The organism is Acinetobacter vivianii (assembly GCF_014635885.1).
Taxonomy (GTDB): Bacteria; Pseudomonadota; Gammaproteobacteria; order Pseudomonadales; family Moraxellaceae; genus Acinetobacter; species Acinetobacter vivianii.
Genome location: NZ_BMDR01000005.1, coordinates 1 through 24763, shown reverse-complemented (window position 1 = coordinate 24763; position 24763 = coordinate 1). Strand labels below are relative to the sequence as shown.

Genomic DNA, 24763 nt, shown 5'->3' with positions numbered 1-24763 from the left:
GGATAACATCACTCAATTTAAGATGAAGAATTCATCCCACCACCTAAGGCAGCTACCAATTGTGCTGAATTCTTGAGATGTAATTGTTGTAATTCCAACAACCGTTCTTCCGCAGCCAAACGCAGATTTTGCGCTGTGGCAACCTCAAGATAGCTCACCAAACCCGCTTGATAACGCTGTGTGGCAACCCGTTCATTTTCAGTAGATAGCTTGAGAAGCTGTTGTTGCTCTATCATCTGTTTTTGGAACAGTGACGCTTGCAATAAACCATCCTCAACTTCTTTCCAACCCGTCAAAACTGAATGCTTATAGGCAGCAAGTTTTTCATCATAATTGGCCTGCGCCTGTTGAATATCAGCACGCCGCTTTCCACCATCAAATACTGTGCCTAGGACTTTTGCCCCAACTGACCATGCTGTATTCGGAGATTGCAATAGCGTATGGAACACTGGGCTATTCACACTGCTCTCCACGCTAATGGTAAGATCCGGCAGCCATGCGGTTTGCGCTAAACCCAGTTGTGCATGCGTGGTTGCAAGTTCTCGCTCACGACGAATCACATCAGGGCGTTGTGCTAAAAGGCGGCTTGGAATTTGGGTCGGAATCTGGGGGGTACTAAATTGATAAGGACTTTTGTTTAAATTAAAGTCAGCAACATTCTGCCCGACTAAGAGCGCTAAAATATTTTCCTGTAAATCTCGGCTGCGTTGCAGTTCTAACAATTGCACAGCGACTTGTTTCAGTTGGGTTTCAGCCTGAATCACATCTGCACGGGCAATCATCCCCGCTTGATACTGCTGTTGTAAAATACCCACTGAGCGTTGATAACTGTGTTGCGTTTGCTGAAGAACGTCCAGTTTGGCATCAAATAAACGAATGCTCCAATATGCCTCTGCCGCCATCAATTGTTGACTGAGTTTAATTGCAGCAATATCTGCCACAGAAGCCTGTACATTGGCCTGTTGGCCCTCAACCGCTTTTGCAACTCTACCCCATAAATCTGGAATCCAGCTGGCAGTTAAATTGGCACTCAATTGACGGCTTGTTGCAAGATTTTTTGCCTCGTTATGATGAGCACTTGCTCCCATATTCAAGCTTGGTGCGTAATTGGTACGTTGTTGGGCCAATAAAGCAATCGCCTGACGATACTTGGCTTGTGCTTGTTGAATGCTCAAATTGTCCTGATCCAGTTGCTGAATCAGTGTGGACAAAATCGGATCATGATAAATCTCCCACCATTGCTGTGGTTTGGTACTGATTTGAGAGGTTTCAATCCATGCTATACCTGCATACTTATACTGTGCAGGACTCTGAATCTCAGGTTGCTGATAGCTTGCAGGCTTGAACGTAGTAGATTGGCAAGCCATCAAAGACATTGCACCAGCAACACTGATAGAAAGTGTGAAGACTGTTTTTTTCATAGCGACTTCCTATTTATTCCAACGGAGCACATTCAACTGCAACCTAAATTTATTTAAGCCTTGAGCGATTTTTTCAAACATGAGATACATCACAGGCGTAGTATATAAGGTTAATAATTGACCTAAAGCCAATCCACCCACGATGGCAATCCCCAAAGGTTGACGCATTTCCGCCCCTTCCCCCCAACTCAGTGCCAGTGGAATCGCACCCAATAAAGCGGCAGTATTGGTCATTAAAATCGGTCTAAAACGCAATGTCGCTGCGGTAATAACCGACGCTAAAGCGGTGTGACCTTGACGCCGTTGCTGTAAGGTAAAATCAATTAGCAAGATGGCATTTTTCACCACAATCCCAATCAGCAAAAATATGCCTAATAGTGCAATCAAACTAAAGGGAATCTGAAACAGCCACAAACTGAGTAAAGCCCCCAAAGCTGCCGTCGGAATAGTGGATAAAATGGTAAACGGATGCACAATACTTTCATATGTAATTCCCAATACAATAAAAATCAGCACAATCACCGCTGCAATCAAAGCGGGTGTGCTGATTCCCGCCTGTAAACTTTCACTTTCAACATCGCGATCTGTCATGACAAAGATTTCTTTTGGCAGCATGATCTCTGGCAAAACCTGACGAATAGCAGCATCCGCTTGTTCATAGCTATAACCTTTCTTGACCACGTAGCCCACACCCATCGCTGCATATTGATTACGGCGATGCACCCGATCATTGCTGATCCCATAGGTCCATGTGGCGAAATTGCTTAAAGGCACATAGGCCCCTTGTTGATTCGGTATTTTGACATCTGCCAAAGCTTCAGGATGCTCGGTAAAGCGTTGATCAACCTCCATCACCACATAGAATTGGTCATTTCGATCATGAATTGTTGAAATCTGGCGTTGTGAAAATGAGTTATTTAAAACACTGGAAATATTTTCAATATCAACACCTAAACGCTTTGCTGCTTCGCGGTCAATATCTAAAGTGACGTGTTGAGCGCCTTCATCTCCTTGCGTTTCTACCTCTTCAAACTCAGGCAGTTTGCGCATGGCCTCGGCAACTTTGGGTGCCCATTCACGTAACAGACTCACATTGTCAGATTGCAATAACAATAAATATTCTTGGGCATTACCACTGGAAAAAGGATCGTCCAATTCCAAATCTTGTTCGACATCGGCTGAGAACACGGTCCCCGCCTGCCAAGGTGCATTTTTCTTTAATCGCTCGACCACCTCTTTGGAAGTTAAACCGTCACGTTCAGCCTTTGGCTTTAAACTCACCATCAAAAATGAGTTGGTCATGCCACCACCACCACCAGAAGTACCGACCACATCTTGTACCGCAGGATCCTTGAGTAAGGCTTGATTAAACGCGGCAATCTTTGGTTGCATGATTTGAAAAGAAAAACCATCATCGCCACGGATAAAAGCACCAACCCGTCCTGTGTCTTGTTCAGGTAAAACGCGTTTGGGCAATAAATTGTAGATATAGACAGAAGCGATTATTGCAGCCAGCCAAACTACCACAATCAAATAAGCATGTTTTAATACCCAATGGAGAGACCGAATATAAGACTGGGTCAGCTCCTGAATCAAACGATGACTATAACGATACAACCGCGGAGGTTGGGTCAAGGATAAAGGTTTTAAACAACGTGCCGATAAACTTGGCGTTAAGATTAATGAAACAAAAACCGATAACAGCACCACAAAAACCAGCGTGAGCGAAAACTCTCTAAACAAGCGTTCAATTACCCCACCCATAAACAGAACCGAGAGAAAAATCACGATTAAAGCCAGATTCATGGCAATCAAGGTAAAACCAACTTCCTGAATCCCTTTCACAGCCGCTTGCGCAGGTGAATCGCCTTGTTCAATATAACGCTCAATATTTTCCAGTACGACGATGGCATCATCAACCACTAAGCCAATCGCAACAATGATCGCCATAATTGACAGGTTATTCAGCGAAAAACCAGCCAAATAAATCAGACTACATACACCAATTAAAGTGACCAGCAGTGCCATTGCGGGAATCACCGCACTCTGTAAGCGCCCCAACATCAGCACCACCACAATCACCACCAGTAACATGGATAAAAACAAGGTATCCCGTGCTTCCTCTAAACTGTTACGGACAATATTTGAACCATCCATCACCACAGTTAACTGTGCATCACGTGGCATTAGCTCACGCAAAGCAGGCAATTTTGCTTTGATCAGATCAATGGTCGCTACGGTATTGGCATTGGGCTGTCGGCTAATCTTTAATATCACCGCAGGTTGCCCGTTATGAAAACCACTGACATAACGGTTTTCAACCGAATCACTGACCGTGGCAATATCTTTTAAGCGAATCACCCCTTGATCAGTGTGTCTAATAATCAGATCCGCAAAATCTTGGGCAGTTTTTAGTTCTGTTGATAAGGTCACTTGCCAACGTAATTGCTGTTGCTCAACCACACCCAATGCCTGTACCACATTACTTTTCGCGACCGCCTGCCGCACTTGCTCTAGAGACATCCCTGTTGAAACTAAAGCACTTGGATTGATGGTGATACGTACAGCTGGCATAGAAGCACCATCAATCGCAACTTCACCTACCCCGCTGATCTGGGCCAAATTGGGTTGTAATTGTTGAGATGCTATTTCGTATAACTTTGCAGCAGAAAGCTGTTTAGAGCTGAGCGCCAAATAGAAAATCGGACTTTGGCTTGGGTTGATTTTGAAATATTCGGGTGGACTCGGCATACCTGCGGGTAACTGTGACATCGCAGCATTGATGGCAGCCTGAACCTCACGCGCAGCTTCATTGATATCAGTGTTCAAATCAAAGTGTAAAACCACCTGCGTTGAACTTTGATTACTGGACGAGTTAATCGCTTTAACACCCGATACACCCATCATGGCGCGTTCTAAAGGTGTTGCTACAGTTGCAGACATACTTTCTGGACTGGCACCAGGCAAATTCGCCCTGACGACAATGGTAGGAATATCCGCTTGCGGTAATGCGGCAACAGGTAGGCGTAAATAGGCCAATATACCGAGCAGAACGATGGCTACACCCAACAGCACGCTGGCAACAGGCCTTTGCACAAACACAGACAACAACGTCATTCAGTTGCCCCTGTTTGTTCAGAGAGTGTCAACTGCGTACTTGGCTTTGATTGAAGTCGATCAAAAAATAAATACACCACAGGTGTGGTGAATAAGGTGAGTATCTGACTGACTAATAAACCACCCACCATCACCAAACCTAAAGGTTGTCGTAATTCGGCTCCAGAACCAGAGGCCAGCATGAGGGGAATAGCACCGACCACCGCAGCCAGTGTGGTCATCAGAATCGGGCGGAAGCGTAATAAAGCCGCCTGATAAATGGCTTGCTCAGCCGATAAGCCCTGATGACGTTGCGCTGCAAGTGCAAAATCGACCATCATGATGCCGTTTTTCTTGACCAAACCGATCAGTAAAATAATCCCGATCAGCGCAATCATGTCCAACGGCCTCCCCACCATAAACAAGGCCAATAAAGCCCCAATTGCAGCAGAAGGTAAGGTTGAAAGAATAGTAACTGGATGAATAAAATTCTCGTACAGCATGCCCAGCACAATATACATGGTCACAATCGCAGCAATCACTAACCAAAAGGTATGTTGCTGTGAATTTTCAAAAGCGGCCGCAGCCCCTTGCAATTGGACCTGTAGCTCTGGCGGTAAATCGAGGCTCTGCTTAACCTGCTCAATCGCAGCAATGGCTTCGCCTAAAGACACATCCTTGGCTAAATTAAAGGAAATCCCAACTGCAGGAAATTGCGACTGTTGCTGTAAAAGAATCGGTGCATGTTTTTCGACAATGGTGGCGACGGAACTCAATAAAATCGGCTGTCCCTGATGATTATGAATATAGGTTTGGTTTAAAGCCTCAATACCCTGCGTCAGTTTGGGATCTAGCTCTAAAACAATGCGGTACTGATTGGATTGAGTATATAAAGTTGCAATTTGCCGCTGCGCAAATAGATTCTGCAAAGCCAAACTAATGTCTTCAACACTCAGACCTAAACGTGCTGCCGCATCACGATTGACATCGATATAGGCCTGTAAACCCTGTCCTGCATCTTCACTGGTTACTGCCGCAAATGCAGGCTGCTGACGCAATGCCTGAACCAGTTGAGGTGTCCACTGTTCTACCAATTGATTTTTCGGTGCAGTCACACTCAGTTGGTATTGAGTACGGCTAATTTTGTCCTCAATACTCAACTCTTGCACGGGTTGCATCCAGCCTTTAATCCCATGTACCTGTGCAAAATTTTCATTTAGTCGCGCCATGACTTCCACGGCAGATTCACGTTGAGCATGGGGTTTTAAATTGACCAGAATACGCCCATTGCTTAACTTTGGATTATTGGCATCCACACCAATAAAAGAAGACAAGCTGGCAACCGCTGGATCTTTTGCAATCACTGCTGCCAAAGCTTGTTGACGTTCGCTCATGGCCTGAAATGAAATCTGGTCAGGGGCTTCAGTGACCACCTGAAAGACACCATTGTCCTGTACAGGGAAAAAGCCTTTCGGAATCGACCAATACAAAAGTCCCGCCAATACGACTGTTGCCAACATCACCATCAAAGTCAGTACTTGGTGCCGAAGTACCCATTGCAGTAAGGTCGCATAATGCTGAATCACTCGATCCAGACTCCAACGACTTGGTTGCTCTGCATGCTTCGGTGCATCTTTTAGCAAATAGGCACACATCATTGGGGTCAAGGTCAGAGACACCACCAAAGACAGTGCAATGGCTGCTGCCAGTGTCACGGCAAACTCATGGAACAGCCGCCCAACGACATCCCCCATGAACAGTAAAGGAATCAAAACTGCAATCAGGGAAATCGTCAAAGAAATGAGGGTAAAACCAATTTCTTTTGATCCTTTCAGGGCTGCTTGCAACATACTTTCACCTGACTCGCGGTGTCGTGCAATATTTTCAAGCATCACGATGGCATCATCTACGACGAAGCCTGTGGCAATGGTTAATGCCATTAAAGTCAGATTATTGACCGAGAAACCAAGGAAATACATCAATACAAAAGTGCCGATAATCGACAGCGGAACGGCAATACTAGGAATCAGAGTCGCAGCAAAATTACGGAGAAATAAGAATGTCACCAACACCACCAGACACACGGCGAAGACCAATTCTTTTTGCACATCTTTAATCGAGCTCCGAATACTTTCGGTTCGATCAGTTAATACGCGAATGTGAACATTTTCAGGTAGATTCTGTTGTAACTCAGGTAGGATTCTTTTGATTTGATCTGCCACCTCAATCACATTGGCATTGGGTTGTCGCTGAATATTCACCAAAATAGCAGATTGGCTATCCGCCCACGCTGCCATATAACGATCTTCACTGCCCTCAAGCACTTGTGCGACATCTTTTAGACGAATCGGTGCACCATTGTTCCAACGTAAAATCAGGTTTTCATAATCAGAAATCGAACGCATCTGATCGTTGGCATCGAGCATGGTTGATCGAAAAGGCCCATCAAAGCTCCCTTTCGGTTGATTGGCATTGGCCGCAGCAATAGCCGCGCGCACATCTTCAGCACTGAGCTTAAACGCTGCCAAGGCAGCTGGGTTCATCTGTACACGAATGGCGGGACGTTGTCCCCCTGCCAGACTCACCATTCCAACACCAGAAAGTTGCGATAGTTTTTGTGCCACGCGGGTATCAACCATGTCGTAGACCGTGGTCAATGGCAAACTGTCAGAACTGATCGCAAGCGTAATCACCGGTACATCTGCAGGATTCACTTTGCGATAAATCGGTGGCGTCGGTAAATCATTGGGCAATTTACTGCTTGCAGTACTCAAGGCCGATTGTACTTCTTGCTCGACAATGCCCAGTTCAGCAGATAACTCAAATTGCAGGGTGATCACCGAAGCACCGACCGAACTATTCGAAGACATTTGCTTCAAACCAGCAATCTTTCCCATCTCCCGCTCTAAAGGTGAGCTGATGGTTCGCTGCACCGTATCTGGATTTGCACCCGGCTGAAAGGTGTAAATCTGAATAATCGGATAATCAACCTGCGGTAATGCTGATACAGGTAATAAACGCCACACCAACAGGCCGCTAAAAAATAGCGCCAACATCAACAAAGTAGTGGCGACGGGTCGTACAATAAAGAATCTGGAAATATTCATGCGCTTACCCAGCTACAGTTTTTGCGGGTATTGGCTTAGAAACATCATCTTGAATGACTTGTACTTCTTGCCCTTCTGAAAGTCGATCAATCCCCTCTAAAACAACACGTTCATTGCCCTGAAGACCTTCAACAATTTCGGTCTGTCCTTGTGAAACAGCACCCAGTTTTAACAGACGTACTTCGGCTTTACGTTCTTTATTGACAATATAAACATAAGTTCCTTTGGCGCCATGTTGGATGGCGTCACTCGGTAGATGCACTGCATTTTGCAAGGTCTTGGCATTTAAACGAACATTGACAAATTGATTCGGAAATAAAGCATCATCCAGATTGGCAAAAACAGCTTTAACTTTAAGTGTGCCTGTATTCAGATCAATCTGGTTATCCAGTGCCTGAACTGAGCCTGTTGCCAATTGTTTTTGTTCTGCACGATCCCAAACACTCACTTGAATGCTTTGTTTATTTTTAGTGGCTTGGCGTACGATGTCTAAATAGTTTTCCGCAACGGCAAACTGAATATACACAGGATGGATTTGGGTAATACTCAATAGACCTGTTTCTTCATTGGCCTGAATTAAATTGCCCGCATCTTTGAGGCGAAAACCAACACGTCCATCAATCGGTGCATATATTTTGGTATAAGACAGTTGTAACTTTGCCGCATCCACCTGTGCTTGATTGGCTTGCATCTGTCCCTTGAGTTGATTGACTAAGGCCTGCTGCTGATCGACCTGTTGCTTGGCAATCGAGTCTTGCTTATACAGCAACTGATAGCGATTCAATTCAGTTTGTGCATTTTGCAACTGCGCTAAATTTTGTTGCTGTGTGCCTTGTGCCTGTGCCAATGCGACTTGAAATGGTGTCGGATCAATTTGTGCTAACAATTGTCCTTTCTTGATGTATTGCCCCTCTTGGAAATACAGCTTTTGCAGCACACCAGACACCTGACTTTGAACATTCACGGTATTGGCTGGCACCACCGTACCAATCGCCTTAATTTGTAATTGCAAGTCTCCCCGTTGTACCCCCACCACACGAACAGGCACGGGTTTGCTCCATTGGCTAAACGACTCTTGTTTATTGGCTTGGGACTTTTTCCAATAGTTCCAGCCCCATATCCCCAATAGCAAAAGTACAATAAAGCCAATCAACCATTTGATTTTATTTGATCGAGAATACTGTTGTGGTTTTAAATCAATCTGTTGTTCACTCATGACATACTCTACTTATTCAAATAAAATTCATTAAAAATATGGGAGAAGAAGAAAACGAAAAATGTTCCCCTGCATTGGTTTAGTCGAACGAAATTCAAAATCAGCTCAATTTTTTCTGTAAAAGTATGTATACAATTTTATTGATATTAAGAACTATTATCATTACTATTTAAAAATATTTTTAACCCTTCTTTAATGCGCATCTCCCCGCACATTTGTGGACTCCTTGCTATGAACCTGAATGTAGAAAAACAGTTATGGTTTAGCCACGTTTACCAATCGCAACAAAGCACACTGTTGTCATGGTTCAAGCACAAACTACAGCATCACCATCAATCGGAAGATTTAAGTCAGGAAGTGTTCTACCGTGCTTTAAAAAGTGACTATTGCTTTGAAAAGATTAAAGAACCTCAAGCATGGTTAATGGGCATTGCCAAACATGTGATTATTGATCATTGGCGTCGCCAACATGTGGAACACCTGTATTTAGACGCACTTGCACAGCTTCCTGAAGAATACTATCCATCGGCCGAATACGAAGTCTGTATTCGAGAAACGCTCTATCAAGTCCATTTAATGTTAGAAAAACTGCCCCAACGTACTGCACAGGTATTTTTATTATCGCAATTGGATGGACTAACTTATCGTGCCATTAGTGAAAAACTGGATATTTCTGAAGCAACGGTCAAAAGAGATATGAAACAGGCTTTCTTGGCCTGTATTAGTCTTTATAATCAGACCGATTAATTTGCTGAATTTGCGTTTCTGCCATGTCTCAAGTCTCTAAAATCCCTGATCATGTATTAGACGAAGCCACCGATTGGCTCGTGCTATTACATTCAGGTGAAATGACTGAGCTACAACAGCAGCAATTTGAACATTGGCAGGCAGAAAAAAAAGAACATGCCTTAGCTATTCAACACATCAATAAATTTACACACGGCTTAACAGGATTATCCAACCACTTCCCTTCAGAATCTTTAGTCCAGTCCAAGCAAAAATTTAATCTGACAGCAAAACGAAATATGCTGTTCAGCCTTTCAGGATTGCTGGTTCTCAGCTGTGCGACTTATTTAATGCCTTGGGCAAAATGGCAATCGGATTATCATACTCAGGTGGGTGAAATTAAAACCGTTTCGCTGAAAGATGGTTCAAGCTTGATATTGGCCAGTGATAGTTATATCAGCGTGGATTTTTCTGAACAGACCCGACAAATTAAACTGATCGAAGGTGAAATATATATCCAGACGGCAAAAGATCCACAGCATCGTCCATTTATGGTGAAGACCAAAGATGGTGCAATTGAAGCCTTAGGTACGCAGTTTACGGTACGACAAGAACATCATGATCAAACTCGAGTCAAAGTCTATCAACATGCGGTCGCACTACAGCCTCAAGATTCTGGGCAACGTCAGATTTTAAAGCAAGGTCAACGTGCATATTTCGATACCCAACAGATCTCAAAACCACTTGCATTAGAAAATGATCGACCTTATTGGACACAACAATTGTTGGTGGTAGACCAATGGCCTTTACAAAAAGTACTGGATGAATTGTATCGTTATAAAAAAGGGACATATCTTATCGATACTGAATTGAAAAAGATCCCGATTTCTGGGGTATTTTCATTGCAAAATCCTCAACAGAGTCTCGATACACTAGCCTACACCCATCAACTAGAGCTCAGCTATTACAGTCCGTACTTATTAAAAATAAAAAAAAGATAAAAATTTGACACTTTTTTTGATCTGATCCGACTTATAGAGAAATACACTCCCAGTCGAGAAGACCACATGAAGGATTATCAGGCGAAAAATACCTTGGCATTGGCTGTACGCGCAATATTATGGGGCATGCCGCTTAGCGTTGTCAGTATGGCAACAACCTCTGCTTATGCTGCAAATGTTTATCAGATTTCAATTAGCTCAACTACACTCGATCAAGCACTTAAACAGCTCGCGATTCAAACAGGTACCACCATCAGCTATGATTCGACCACACTCTCTAAAATAAAAAACGCTTCACTCAAAGGAAATTATTCAGTAGAAACAGCTTTAGACGTTTTGCTCAAACCACATGCATTTGAAGCAGTCAAAGTTGCCAATGCGGGATATAGCATTCAACCCAAAACAACTGTAGCAGCGGTTGAACCTAAAGTCGTTCAATTAGAAGCAATTCGTACCAAAGCAAATGCGAATGATATGAATCAAACTAGGGGCGAAACTGGTGCGGTGCAATTAGCAACGATTCACTTGAGTGCGGATAAAGGTCAGAATCTCACCACTGAAGGTTCTGGGTCATATACAGCCAAGGCAACAACAGCCTCGACGGGTTTGGCTCTGACACTCAAAGAAACACCCCAATTGGTTAGTGTGATTACCAACCAACAAATGAAAGATCAGAACCTGACCCAGCTGACGGATGTGGTCAGTCAGGCAGCAGGCCTTTCGATTAAACAAGGTGGAAGTATCGGCAGTGATAACTCCCCGATTTATGCGCGCGGTCAACAAGTGGATAACTATCTTCTGGATGGTGTCAAACTCATGAGTTCTTATCAGGCTATTTTCCAGAGTCAGGATATGGCGCTGTTTGATCGGGTTGAAGTAGTTCGTGGTGCCAACGGCTTGATGACAGGCTCAGGTACCGCAAGTGCCAGTATTAACATGGTTCGTAAAAAGCCTTTGCAGGATTTTAAAGCCTCTGTCAGTGTAGATTTAGGTTCTTGGGATTATTACCGTACCGATATTGATGTATCCAGCCCTTTAAATGCTTCTGGTAGTGTCCGTGGACGTACCCTATTTGCCTACCAAAATTCAGACTCTTATATTGACCGCTATAATGAAGAGCGCAAAGTTGCTTATGCTGTCGTAGAAGCAGACCTCAGTGAAAAAACCAAAGGTAGCCTTGGTGTTAGTTACCAACAAATGAACCTTTCTGGTGTGGCACGTGGGGGTTTACCAAGTTTTTATACCGATGGTTCTCTGATTGACTGGTCGCGCTCAGATTCAGCAGCAGCAAGCTGGACAGGTTCTGACCGCACTACAACTGCTTTCTTTGCAGATTTAGAGCATCAACTGAATGACCGCTGGAAATTAAAAGGCGTGGTATCACGCACCATTACCGATTCAGATGAAATTGTTGGCTATACCTTTTCAAATACAGGAATTGATAAAGCGACAGGTAGTGGTGCCATGCTCTATGCAACCCGCTGGGACTATCGACCGACTCAGGATTTGTTTAATTTAACCTTGAATGGTTCATTTGATTTGTTAAATCAAACTCACGATGTGGTTCTTGGTACAACCTATACTCAAAGTAAAAACAAACGCCCAACCTATTCTGGCTGGAACAATGGCATGTCATGGGAAGGCAAGCTTGATAATATTTTTACATGGGATGGTCATACTCCAAGCCGTCCACCCACTCAAATCGATGGTTGGTATAGCGGAGATGATCGTAGCAAATCCATTTTTGGTGCAGTACGTTTAAAAGCAAGTGATGATCTGGCAGTCATTTTGGGGACACGTGTTGAAGACTGGGAACGTGTTACGGGTGATCATAATAATGAAAAGAATTCTACGGAATACACCAAGCAGGAAGAAAAAGGAAAAGTTATTCCTTATATTGGCCTAACCTATGATTTCACAGAGCATTGGACAGGTTACGCCAGCTATACCAATATTTTCTCACCCCAAGATAAGAAAACCATGACTGGCAGTTATATCGAACCCGTCATCGGTAATAGTACCGAATTGGGAATTAAAGGTGAATTCTTCGATAATCAGTTAAATATTGGCGCAGCCATTTATCAGGTTAAGGAAGATAATAAAGCTGTAGAAATCACGGGTGCAAAAGCACCTGATGGTTCTCAAGCTTATAGAGCTGAATCGGGAACCGAAAGTCGTGGTTTTGAACTTGAAGCCACAGGTAAGATCACAGATGTCTGGCAAATCTCAACCAGTTTTACCCGTAACCTGTCTAAAAATAATCAAGGCAATAACCTAGATACCACTATTCCGAATAATACTGCCAAACTGTTTAGCACCTATACCCTGCCTTATCTGGATGAAGCAATCACTGTGGGCGGTGGTGTGCGCTGGCAAAGTGAAATTTATCAAACTGGTGGACCAAATGGTGCTCGTTTTACCCAAGACAGCTATGCTTTAGTTGATTTGATGGCACGTTATAAAGTCAATGATCAGCTTGTGGTGAATTTCAATTTGAATAACCTATTTAATGAAAAATACCACTTGGCGACCACCAATAGCTATTATGGTGCACCGACCAATTTCCGTGTGGGCTTGAAATATGACTGGTAAGCCAAGCTAGCCCTATATCTCATGCACAAATAAAAAGAGGAAACTTTAGTTTCCTCTTTTTATTTAACTACAATGCAGCCAAATCTTAAATCAAACTCACAATCAGCAGCAGTCCGAATAAAGCAGCCGCGATCACATTGGCCTGTAATAATTTTTTAGGGTGATAAGTCAATAACAGCCCTACCGCCAAAGCAGCAAAGCTGATACAACCCAACCATTCTGACAAACCGATCGAAGCACCTTTTAAATATATTGCAGCGACAGCAGAGAGCAACAAAACACTCCACCCTACAATTTCAAAACGTCTGCTATTTTGAGCCGAGATTGGGGATGTAAAAATATCGCGTTGATGCTTACTCATTCCGCACGCCAGACTCGATAGCGCCACCACGGCAACGCACCACAACATCCATGCTGCCATTATGCTTGCTCCTGTGCCGACTGAGCCTTAGGCTGTTTTTTCTGCTTAACCGGTAGACCTTGATAACGCTTTAATTTGTAATAAGAATAGATAAAGATCAGCCCTAAAATAATGCAGACCAGATCAAAACTGGCGATCATCCATTGTCCATGATAGATACTCATCCATAAGGCCTGCCCGCCTGTAACAAAATTCAGAATTGGGATAAACAGGAACATCGCAGCAGCCAAAGCCAGTTGCTCTAGCCAAGCTGGACGATGTGCCCGTACAGCAGCATGAACCAAGCACAATAACCAGACAATAAAGAACACATTAATTTCTAAGGGTGAGCGCTCTGCCAGTTGTGCAGGTATAACCCGATTAGCAAAGAAATAAGCTGCACAGGCAATTGGTAAACCTGTAATCGCTGTAATATTCAGAACTTCAACCACACGATGTCCAAAGGGTTTATAACCAAGCTTTTGTACATCTGGAATGCGCTTCACAACCCACAAAATCAAACCGGAAGCGATCATCATCGTGCCTAAGACACCTGATAAAAATAATAACCAGCGCAAGACAGAATCCACACCACGTGCCATATGCAACCATGTCACCAACGTGTATATAGCTTTTGATGCTGAATTTACGGGCTTGGCTTCATCAATTGGTTGCCCAGTTACCGCATTAAACTTGAGTGAAGGAACACTTTCCCGATCCAGCAATGTGGTGGTACGCGTGGCATTAAATTGCACATCAGCTTCAATAGTATTCGGTTGATTCACTCGAATAGAGGAAATCGGATTATCGCCCCAACCCTGCTGCACGCTTTGGCTCAATGTTGTCAAATTCACCATCGGTGCTGCGGCAAGTACTGGCGCTGCCTGTTCGGCCTCACCTCGACGGCCACCACCTCGATTGCCACGTCCTTCTTCAGCTGCTTCTTTCTGCTTTTGCTCTGCCAGTAAACGTGCTTGTTCAGGTGTTTGGGCAACGGGTTCATTTAAAATCTGATAAAAATTTCGAACATTGCCATAGTGCGTGTTCATTGCCCACGGCATAAATAAATGCATCAAGAGCAACAAACCACTAAAGGTAATCATGATATGAAATGGCAAGGCAAACACAGCCGTTGCATTGTGGGCATCCAGCCATGAACGCTGGCCTTTGGCAGGACGGAAAGTAAAGAAATCCTTGAAGATTTTTTTATGGGTAATAATGCCACTGATAATCGCAACAAACATCAACAGTGTCGCAATACCCACAATCCAGCGCCCCCAAATTCGCGGCATACCATAAAGCTCAAAATGAAAGCGATAAAGGAAACCACCGCCACGCGTTTCTCTGGCTTTAATTTCATGACCAGTTTGTGCATCCAGATAAATTTCACCACCACGACGTCGCCCTTCACCTGGCTGACGGACATTCAGCATAATGGCTGGCTGTCTTTCATTGGCAAAACGGATATTCCAGCTCTCGGCACTTTGTCCTTTTTGATTTAAATATTGCAGTGCATAAGTTAATTGTTGTTGCTGTGAAGTAGTATTCACGGATTGATGCAGTTCTGGCTTCATCCAGACTGTAATTTCATTTTGGAAGAAACTCAGTGTTCCCGTAAGAAAAACAGCATAGAGCAACCATCCCAGTAAAAGACTGGTCCAGGTATGTAACCATGACATTGATTGGCGTGGACCTTCATTTTTACCATCTACACGCATGACCTTACCCTTTTAAAAACCAATACAACACTGTCATCGCCAGGCTCGGTATCACCACACCCAACCACACTTTCAGGGTTGAATTGACCATAAACACCCAGATGAATATGGCGCAATGGATCACAAAAGCCAGCATGGTCGCGCTAAATACGGCACTGGCTTTGAGGGGTTCCGATGAAAATAAATAACCACTCAACATCGTTGCAATCGCGGCAAAGTAATATCCCCCAAAAATTGCGAGTACAAAACGTGAAAAAATCATCAATCGATATTGAATCAATGATGATTGTTCAACTTGTTTTTTAGTCGTCCGTTTTGTGGAAACCAAAGGAATCGAGGCTTCAATAGTCATAAGAGATACCAAGAAAACTGCTGATCGTTTGAAATCAACAACACTTCTATATTCAGGAGAGCGGTCTATAAGAAAAATTAAGATTTAAATCATTTGAGAAATCACAGATCCACGCATGGACAATGCCAATGTTGTGTCACCGCTCATCTCATTCTAAATTTCTACCTTTCGTAACTTAAGGTAGGCAATTGCCTGCACATCCTTTTCTCAGGTAAAAATGAGAATAAATTTAGATCAATCTTAATTTATCCTTAAAAAATTCAACGAATAATACACAAAATCAACAAAAAGAACAATAATGATAATAATTATCATTATTTTATAAAAATGCTGATGTTTAAGCTTTGAACAGTGAGAAAAAATTGTCTAAAAACTATTTTTTAAATATATAGTTATTTGTTTTAATTAATAAAATGGAGTGAACCGTATAAAATTTTATTTACTACATGGATCAAAAGGAACTTATTCTGTCAGTTAACAATTGAAGAGCTCATCCATACATCTATTCATGAATGGCCTTCCCTCAATCAAACTTAAATCGATGCTTAATGATTTCCATCACTTTGCTTAACTTATCTTGCGGTACATTTGGCCTAGCCACTAAAAACACATACATTTCCGACCTGAAATCCTGAATATCCAGTACCGCCAAGGTGTTATTCAGTTCATTGTAATATTCAAAAAACGGCTGTGGAACCAAGCCAATGCCTTCATATTTCTCTACAAAATCTAACTGTGATTTGGTGCCAAAAATTTCATGTCTGATATGTAGCTTTTTCCCTTGGCTCATCAGTCGATTATTTAAATCTACTCTGAAACCACATCCTTCTGGATTTAACACCCAGCCCGTACGATTACAGTCATCTAGACTCTTATACTCTCGCACCATTTCTTTACGCCCAATAATCACCAGCGGCACGGTTCCCAACAAAGACCAGTTCTCTTTACTGTCTGGTATCTGGCTCGTAGGCAATAAAATGACTACTGTATCAATTTCATGGTCATTCAATAATAGAATTAAGCTTTTCCCCCATCCATTCACAATTTCAACTTGCTCAAAAGCATCGACAATGTATGGAGATAAACTACTATTTAATGTATGTGGAATGCCCACTCTTAAGTCAAAATCTGTTTTTACTTCCTGTATATTTTCATTCAAAAACTGAAAATTACTGAGCTGTTTCAATTCAGCCAATACATGAAATGCTTTAAAATAAAATTTATGTCCTAATGGTGTCAGCTGTAAAGGTCTTGCTTTTCTATCAAATAGCATAAATCCAATTTTTTCCTCGAGTCTGCTAATATTTTTAGAAATGACTGACTGACTTACTCCGAGATTCTCAGCAACGATTTTAAGGTTTAAATTTTCAGCGGAATAAACAAAAATTTCCAACTCTCTTGCACTGATCATAAAAAAACCACAAATTAAATTTTGTGAATTATATGGAACAACAATTAAAAAAATAGGGTTTTATTATTAACTCATGATTGGTTGAATTTTTTAATTAAAAATTTAAAGTGATGAAAAAACTAAACTTTAATGTTTAATAAGCTCATCCAGATAAATAGAAACCACCTTATGTTTACATTTACTCAACAAACAGTCTTAAAAACACTACAAAATAAGATAAATTCTCATTATTGATTCCATATGGGAAACAATTAAGTGAATTTATTTCAAAAATACCCCTGTTTTTTTAATGTTATATTGAGCTTCGTTTTTTAACTAGAAATTAAAAAGGAGAGACCAATAACGCTTGAGAATTCCTTAGAGAATATAGTGAAAACATGATTCACTATTCAAATTTCTAGTTGAAGATTAATTGTTAAACTTTCTCAGATCAGCGCAAATGAAAAGAGATTCTTCAACTAGAAATTAATTTAACAGTTATATGACTAAAATATTAGCTCTCTATTTAACCATTAGAATAATAGTGAATAAAATAATATCCCTCAATAAAGCAGAATATCATTTCAATTAAAACTTAAAGGTATAAGTCGACAAAATTCGATTTTCTACAAAATCAGTTCCCGGATTATTTCCTGCACCATATTTAATATCAGCACGAATATGTCGCCATTCGAAACCAAGACCTTTGAATTTTCCTTCAGGTACGGTGTAATTGATAATGACATTTTTCTCGGTTTCTTTATTGTCCTCAAAACCTTCCCGATAAATTTCACTACCATTCAGATAACGTAAGGTCAGTTTTAGCCCAGGTACGCCATGATCCTTAAAGTCATAACTATATAAGATATGCCACGTCAATTCTTTTGCTTTGTAAAAAGCAATAGTAGACCAACTCTGTAAATAGGCTTGAGGAACGTAACCATTTAACAGTGGAATATTGTCCTCTCCCATATGCTTTTGCAGACCTGTCACAATGGTATGTGGCCCATTCTGGACACTGGCTTGCAAGCCAATTGATTGAGTATCAATATCACCAAAGTAAGCGTCGCCGTCCTCTTTATAATTAAAATAGCGCGCATCAACTTTTAACTTGCTGTTTTTAACCTGCTCTGTATAGGCAGCATTGACATAATGTTGTTGGTAAATATCCTCGAGCTGGCCAAACCAGTAAGCCCCAGATAAATTCGGCGTAAAATTATAGTCTAGCCCTAGAAAATTGAGTCCATCGCTTCTTTTCGCTGGATCTGTCGAGTTACCTAATGTGAATTTTCTATACTCATCATCATCGCGTGCATTGACATGAGTAAAACGTCCCGCAGATATTTTTAGATTCTTCACATCTTTATTTTCTAACATTGCCCCCGCATAGGTCGTAACCAGTTGTCGTGAGTCATCAATAAATAAAACAGATGTTTTAGGAAAAAGCTCCCCCACTTTCAGCTCTGTATTTTGATATTTTAGTTTTAAGGTCGCACCGAGCTTTAAGTAATCACGTTCTTGGCGTCGCTCATGCTGATCATATTTAAACACCGTATCTAACCGTTCATCATAACGGTCATTTAAACGCAGCGCATATTGAAAGCCTAAATCCAAACCGACTTGTATCGGTGTGTCGGTATAACCTGATACGAAACGTCCTGACACACCTTGTGACCAGCTGCCCAAGTCTTGATTGGTACCTTTAAAATCACGCTCGACATAGAAATTACGTAAATAAATACTCTTTTCACTATCTTCCAAGAAATCAGCATAAGCGGCATTGACATTGAGACAGCCAAAAAGAGTATATAAAGCAACGCGCTGTGCTTTATACAGCGTATTCAGTTTTAACATGGGAAATCCTTTCCTGAGTATTTAAAATTCTTGTTACTGCAAGTAAAGTCTTGCTACTTGCCTTGTTATTTAAACCAAACTCCCATTTCCTTTAAATATCCAAAATCCAATAAAATATATTTAAAGAAAAGTCTAAGCTGCATTTATTATTTGAATAATTAATGTAATTTTCCATAGATAATGAAGTATATAGTTATACCTTTTAAGTCATATCGACTCCACGTCATGCATACAAGGTATTTAAATACTGCAACAATGCTTAGTCTTTGAAACAATAGAAATTAAAAGACTATCCCAATAAAGAATAGCCTTTATTCTCTGTTATTTTTTCTCTGTCAGATGCTTGCTTACGGCATTGAAGAATAAACTTTTTTCATTATCTAATTGGGCTGATGGTAGTGCTGTTTCCCATGTGCTCCATTGTATCATGACAATCTTGTCTTTCGGGTTAATTCCTAACATTTGTCCAAAGATTCCAAGGCCCCAGAATGTTGAGTCAGCATGCGGAGTCGTCAAAGGTGAACCTCGCTTGGCTTGTGAATTCCACCACTGAAAACCATACGTTCCCTTTGGATAATTTTTAGTAACTGAACCTTTGGCCTGATTCCATTGAGTCGCTATTGCCGTCCAATTTTCAGGCAACATTTTATCTCCATTAGAAACACGACCTTCATTTAAGATAAATTGCCCAAAACGTGCATAATCACGCAAAGTTGCATTAAAACCATGCCCGCCCATATCAATCTTATTGCGTTCATAAGATTGCCATACGCCTTCTCGCTCCATACCGACACGCTTCCAGACATTATTTTCTAGATATTTAGCAATATTTTCATGAGTTGCAGCTTCTAATACTTTACCAACAAGATATGCGCCCCCCGTATTATATGACCAAACCGTTCCCGGCTTATATTTAGCTTTCAGATGTTTCACATTTTTATATACGCATGCTTCAGGATCTTTTACAGCCTCACAATAGGTCATCTTTGCAAAATCTGAATTTGGATCTTTATAGTTTTCATTCCATTCAACGCCGGAGGTATGTTGCATTAATTGTTTCAGTGTCACTTTTTCCCATGCCGTTCCTTTTAAATCAGGTAAATATTGAATGATTGGATCATTTACTGATTTGATTTTTCCTTGTTGAATGGCAACGCCAATCAATGTTGCGACTATAGATTTCGCGACTGAACGTGAAGTCCATAGCGTTGTCTCATCATTGCCATGTGCATAATATTCATAGGCAATCTTGCCATCTTTTAAAATAATTAAACCTGCAACATTTTGATTTTTTAGATAATCATTTAAACGGTAATTTTTACCGTCGACAGAATAATGGATATCGTTATTTGTTATTCCACTCTTTAACTTTGGTAACGCCAGTACATTTTTCTGATCTGGATGAAAAACACTGCCATCATAAATGCGGAAGGTATTTCGGAAACCAATCACCCGCTGTTTTTGTGTCCATGTGAGCATTTCATGTGGGTTAGGTAATTCCTGATCGACTGTCGTAGGACAATCTTTTAGTCCAAGCTGCTGACAACTATATTCCGCACATGTGATACTGCTGGCGATCATACCGCCCAACAGTAAACTAATTTTTGCGATTTTCATCTCCATTTTCCCTTAGTAGATTTTTAGTTAATTGACTCAACCATTCGCCACAACATTGTCGTCCGTGATCTTCCTATAAAACGGTTATCATTGGTTGGTTTGCAGACACATTAAAAAAATGTTTTTAAAATTAGTTACTTGAAATTTAAATATGGATTAAAGAATAGAAAATATTTCATTCTTATTTCTATTCAATTGATCTATTCAAAAACATCGTCATCATTTAATTGTGGCTGGTTAAACTTCACAACTCATTCATTTTTATGATTAATATAAGAGCAACATCATTTTCTAAGTTAAATAGAGCGCTACCAACCCAAAGCTATTGTTCTGTATATCAAATACAAATGACTTGTTTGAAATATTAAAATACGAGTAGTTGACTTAATTTTATTATTTGAATAATTAATGTGATTTTTCTATGCATAGTGAAGTATATAGTTATACCTTTTAAGTCTGGTTTTATTGTGCTCATCATCATATTGCATCAAAAAAGCGGTCCTTATGACCGCTCCTGAATAATTGTTTTTTTGAGATTGCATCAATCACCATCAAGTTGTATCGGAATTCCTTCTTCTTCAAATACCTGTTTAATACATTCCAGAATCTGAGGGAGATAGGGACTTTGATCCATATTGCGTACCGCCAATGAAATTGGAGTGTATGCCTCCAAATCCAGAATAGGAATATAGACCAGATTCTTCATGCCAATGTCACTGGCACTCTCAGGAATAATACAAATACCTTCACCAGAGGAGACCAGACCTAAAGCCATATGAATTTCACGAACCTCAACCATATCTTTAGGTACCAGTCCCAAATCCGTGAAAATCGACTGAATCAGAGTTGAAAAGTTTGGCTTTTGCGTGGCTGGATAAGAAAAAATAGGCTCATCAATAATCTGGGACAGATAAATGCCCTGATCGATGAAACGGGTTAAATGGTGATTTTTATGAATGGCCAATTTGAGTTTTTCTTTGCGCAATAAAATCCGTTTAATTGCAGGATCACTAATTCGTAATCGCCCAAATCCCAAATCGATTTTGCCCAGTTTTAATGCTTCAATCTGGTCTTTAGTGCCATGTTCAATCAACTCGACCTGAATCTCGGAATGATTTTGGCGGAATAAATAAATCACCTGTGGCAACAATGCATATAGCAATGAGCTGACATAGCCAATACGGACGATCTTATTGACCGTACTAATGCGTTTTGCCATAGAGGCTGCTTGGGCGGTATGCGTCAAAATCTGTACCGCATGCTGATAAAAGAACTGACCTGCTTCTGTCGTTTTCACAGGTCGCGAACCACGTTCAAATAACAAAATACCCAGTTCTTCTTCCAGTTTTTGAATCTGCCGACTTAAAGGTGGCTGCGCAATACATAACTTTTCCGCCGCTTTGGTAATGCTCTGTTCCTCTACCACCGTCACGAAATAACGAAGATGTCTTAATTCCATTTAATATACCTTTTAAGTATCTAAAAATACCAAATTCAGCCTAGTTCTAAATATTACATTAATTTAGGGTATGTAAATAGGCAAAGATTGAAGAAATACCAAAGATGTATAAATCCATAGAAACCTTACTTGTCGAGATTCCAACCATCCGTCCACATAAGATGGCGGTTGCAACCATGCAAACCCAAACCTTAGTACTGATTAAAATCACGACAGCAGATGGTTTTATTGGTTGGGGTGAAGCGACGACCATTGGTGGTTTGGGTTATGGGGAAGAAAGTCCTGAAAGTGTCAAAACCAATATTGAGCAGTACTTTTCGCCATTGTTAAAAACGCTGGATGGTTTTAATGTGGCACAAACCCTAAAAATTATTCAACAAAATATCAATGGTAACCGTTTTGCCAAATGCGCCATCCAGACAGCCTTGCTGGATATTCAGGCACAACGTTTAGGGCTGCCACTCAGTGAAGTCCTCGGTGGACGCTTACGTGATAGCGTGCCTGTACTTTGGGTACTTGCTTCTGGCAATACCGAAAAAGATATTGCTGAAGCACAAAAAATGGTTGAGCTAAAGCGCCATAATATTTTCAAATTAAAAATTGGTTCACGTCCGGTGGAACAAGATGTTGAACATGTTCTGGCCATTAAAAAGGCATTAGGTAAGGATGTTTCAATTCGTGTTGATGTCAATCGTGCCTGGTCTGAACTGAATGCGATTAAAGGGATTCAAATGCTTCAGGATGGCGGTGTTGATCTGATCGAGCAACCGTGTGCAATTCATAATATTGATGCCATGCAACGTCTGACCCGTAAGTTTGATATTGCCATTATGGCCGATGAATCGTTAACAGGGCCGCAAAGTGCTTATTGTCTGGCAAAGACGAATGCAGCCTCAGTGTTTGCGGTAAAAATTGCACAATCTGGCGGTCTGATCGAAGCCTGCGACGTTGCAAAAGTCGCCAATCTGGCAGGGATTGACCTCTATGGCGGCACCATGCTTGAAGGGCCTGTTGGTACCATTGCCTCTGCACATGCATTCTCTACCTTTAGCAATTTAGCCGCTGGCACGGAACTGTTTGGCCCACTGCTACTCACGGAAGAAATTTTAAAAACACCACTTCAATATGGCAATTTTGAACTCAAGATTCCAACAGGTCCTGGCCTCGGCATTGAACTGGATCAAGACAAAATCGACAACCTGCGTCGTCAATAATTCAAGGAGTTGACATGCTTTTCCAAGTACGAATGGATGTAAAGATCCCCCTCGATATGCCAGCTGAAAAAGCCAATGAAATTAAAGCCGTGGAAAAGGCTTATTCACAAGACTTACAGCGTCAAGGTAAATGGCGTCATATCTGGCGCATCACGGGACAATACTCAAACATCAGTATTTTTGATGTGGAAAGTAATGAGGAATTACACACTATTTTGCAGGGACTGCCTTTATATCCCTACATGAATATTGAAGTGATGGCTTTAAATCGCCATCCCTCTGCCATTCGTGAAGATGACAGCTAAACGCGCATAGCAGGCAAAGTTAAAACAGAATTTGAACAAGGAATGTGGCGAGCCAAGGAACCAGCAAAAATAGCCAGTTCGCTAGCCACCAAAAATTATCATACTTCAGGAGAATATGTATGAACCGTCAAGAAATCGATGCACTGGTTAAAAAAATGAATGTGGATACCGCGACAGGTGAAGTCAATCCACGTGTACAACAAATTGTAGTTCGTCTGCTCGGTGATCTTTTTCAGGCGATTGAAGATCTGGACATCTCGCAAAGTGAACTATGGAAAGGTCTTGAGTATTTTACCGATGCAGGTCAGGCCAATGAACTTGGATTACTGGCTGCTGGCTTAGGTTTAGAGCATTATCTTGATTTACGTGCCGATGAAGCAGATGCCAAAGCAGGCATTACGGGTGGCACACCACGTACCATTGAAGGCCCACTTTATGTCGCAGGTGCACCTGAATCCGTTGGTTTTGCCCGTATGGATGATGGCTCTGAATCAGACAAAGTGGATACCTTATTTATTGAAGGCACAGTGACAGATCCTGAAGGCAATATTATCGAAGGTGCTAAAGTCGAAGTGTGGCATGCCAATAGCTTAGGTAACTATTCATTCTTTGATAAATCGCAGTCAGACTTCAATTTACGCCGTACTATTCTTTCTGATGCAAATGGTCACTATGTTGCACAAACCACCATGCCTGTAGGCTATGGTTGCCCACCAGAAGGTACTACGCAAGCGGTACTGAACCTATTAGGTCGTCATGGTAACCGCCCTTCTCACGTCCATTATTTTGTCTCTGCGCCGGGCTATCGCAAATTAACCACACAGTTCAATATTGAAGGCGATCAATACCTTTGGGATGACTTCGCATTTGCAACACGTGAAGGCCTTATCGCAACTGCTGTTGATGTAACAGATGAAGCAGAAATTGCTCGTCGTGGTCTCAACAAACCATTCAAGCACATTACTTTTAATGTCGAATTGGTTAAAGAACATGCAGGTGCGCCGAGTTCAGAAGTTGAACGTCGTCGCGTTGGTGCTTAATCCCCTAAAAATGACTGTGAGCTATTCATTAGCTCACGGTTTTTAAATTTCTATGCATCGCGTGTGATGAAAGTTTTGATGAAAACAGGCATGTATAGAAATTTAAAAACATGTATCAAAGGTTGGCCTTATGATTGATAAAAGTAAGCTCTCATTGACCGAGGCACTGTCACAGATCAAGGATGGAGCAACCATCATGATTGGTGGCTTCGGCACCGCAGGACAACCCGCTGAACTGATTGATGGACTTATCGA

18 protein-coding genes are annotated in these 24763 nt (G+C 41.5%); 7 read left to right on the top strand and 11 right to left on the bottom strand.

The genetic code is table 11. The features are described from left to right. Positions 1-17 precede the first annotated feature (17 nt). Genes IEV36_RS11150 through IEV36_RS11135 form a run of 4 tightly spaced genes read right to left on the bottom strand, consistent with a single transcriptional unit; the run spans position 18 to position 8840 of the window. Complete coding sequence (locus IEV36_RS11150) at positions 18-1421, bottom strand: efflux transporter outer membrane subunit (RefSeq protein WP_005256553.1); 1404 nt, start codon at positions 1419-1421, stop codon at positions 18-20. 9 nt (positions 1422-1430) lie between these two features. After that, a complete protein-coding gene (locus tag IEV36_RS11145; RefSeq protein WP_005256551.1) occupies positions 1431-4538 on the bottom strand; it encodes an efflux RND transporter permease subunit in 3108 nt (1035 codons plus the stop codon). After that, positions 4535-7624, bottom strand: coding sequence for a multidrug efflux RND transporter permease subunit (locus IEV36_RS11140; RefSeq protein ID WP_005256550.1), 3090 nt, complete (start codon positions 7622-7624; stop codon positions 4535-4537). Before IEV36_RS11140 ends, IEV36_RS11145 begins: the two co-directional genes overlap by 4 nt. A gap of 4 nt (positions 7625-7628) precedes the next feature. Then, a complete protein-coding gene (locus tag IEV36_RS11135) occupies positions 7629-8840 on the bottom strand; it encodes an efflux RND transporter periplasmic adaptor subunit (protein ID WP_005256547.1) in 1212 nt (403 codons plus the stop codon). A 231-nt stretch (positions 8841-9071) separates the two neighbouring features. Between IEV36_RS11135 and IEV36_RS11130 the strand changes: the two genes are divergently transcribed. The 3 genes from IEV36_RS11130 to IEV36_RS11120 all read left to right on the top strand — a co-directional run bounded on the left by IEV36_RS11130 (position 9072) and on the right by IEV36_RS11120 (position 13159). Then, positions 9072-9587 (top strand): sigma-70 family RNA polymerase sigma factor, encoded by a 516-nt coding sequence (locus IEV36_RS11130; protein ID WP_005256546.1) that lies wholly within the window; start codon positions 9072-9074, stop codon positions 9585-9587. Positions 9588-9610: 23 nt separating this feature from the next. Beyond that, positions 9611-10567 carry a FecR family protein gene (locus tag IEV36_RS11125; protein WP_005256545.1) on the top strand — a complete coding sequence of 319 codons (957 nt, stop codon included), beginning with the start codon at positions 9611-9613 and terminating at the stop codon, positions 10565-10567. Between the two features lie 66 nt (positions 10568-10633). Then, positions 10634-13159, top strand: coding sequence for a TonB-dependent siderophore receptor (locus IEV36_RS11120; protein ID WP_005256544.1), 2526 nt, complete (start codon positions 10634-10636; stop codon positions 13157-13159). An 85-nt stretch (positions 13160-13244) separates the two neighbouring features. Here the strand turns inward: IEV36_RS11120 and IEV36_RS11115 are convergent, their stop codons facing one another. From IEV36_RS11115 to catM, 7 genes are all read right to left on the bottom strand, one after another. After that, positions 13245-13580, bottom strand: coding sequence for a DUF3325 domain-containing protein (locus tag IEV36_RS11115; protein ID WP_005256543.1), 336 nt, complete (start codon positions 13578-13580; stop codon positions 13245-13247). Then, the gene (locus IEV36_RS11110) at positions 13580-15277 is read right to left on the bottom strand and encodes a PepSY-associated TM helix domain-containing protein (RefSeq protein ID WP_005256542.1); all 1698 of its coding nucleotides are present in this window, start codon (positions 15275-15277) and stop codon (positions 13580-13582) included. The genes IEV36_RS11115 and IEV36_RS11110 overlap by 1 nt, the downstream gene beginning before the upstream one ends. Positions 15278-15281: 4 nt before the next feature. Further along, positions 15282-15629 (bottom strand): DUF3649 domain-containing protein, encoded by a 348-nt coding sequence (locus IEV36_RS11105; RefSeq protein ID WP_005256541.1) that lies wholly within the window; start codon positions 15627-15629, stop codon positions 15282-15284. Between the two features lie 523 nt (positions 15630-16152). Further along, the gene (locus IEV36_RS11100) at positions 16153-17040 is read right to left on the bottom strand and encodes a LysR family transcriptional regulator (RefSeq protein ID WP_005256540.1); all 888 of its coding nucleotides are present in this window, start codon (positions 17038-17040) and stop codon (positions 16153-16155) included. A gap of 567 nt (positions 17041-17607) precedes the next feature. Beyond that, complete coding sequence (locus IEV36_RS11095; protein ID WP_005256538.1) at positions 17608-18873, bottom strand: OprD family outer membrane porin; 1266 nt, start codon at positions 18871-18873, stop codon at positions 17608-17610. A gap of 321 nt (positions 18874-19194) precedes the next feature. After that, positions 19195-20490 (bottom strand): serine hydrolase domain-containing protein, encoded by a 1296-nt coding sequence (locus IEV36_RS11090; protein WP_005256536.1) that lies wholly within the window; start codon positions 20488-20490, stop codon positions 19195-19197. Positions 20491-21031: 541 nt separating this feature from the next. Further along, positions 21032-21949: a cis,cis-muconate-binding transcription regulator CatM gene (catM, locus tag IEV36_RS11085; protein WP_005256535.1), complete on the bottom strand. Its 918-nt coding sequence runs from the start codon at positions 21947-21949 to the stop codon at positions 21032-21034. 104 nt (positions 21950-22053) lie between these two features. Between catM and IEV36_RS11080 the strand changes: the two genes are divergently transcribed. The 4 genes from IEV36_RS11080 to IEV36_RS11065 form a co-directional block, all read left to right on the top strand. Next, complete coding sequence (locus IEV36_RS11080; RefSeq protein ID WP_004771122.1) at positions 22054-23163, top strand: muconate/chloromuconate family cycloisomerase; 1110 nt, start codon at positions 22054-22056, stop codon at positions 23161-23163. Between the two features lie 14 nt (positions 23164-23177). Next, entirely contained in the window at positions 23178-23468 is a 291-nt protein-coding gene (catC, locus tag IEV36_RS11075) for a muconolactone Delta-isomerase (protein WP_004771121.1), read from the top strand. A 119-nt stretch (positions 23469-23587) separates the two neighbouring features. Beyond that, positions 23588-24508, top strand: coding sequence for a catechol 1,2-dioxygenase (gene catA, locus IEV36_RS11070; RefSeq protein ID WP_004771120.1), 921 nt, complete (start codon positions 23588-23590; stop codon positions 24506-24508). A gap of 130 nt (positions 24509-24638) precedes the next feature. After that, positions 24639-24763, top strand: a 125-nt coding sequence (locus IEV36_RS11065; RefSeq protein WP_276530047.1) for a CoA-transferase, incomplete at its 3' end; no start/stop codon positions are given.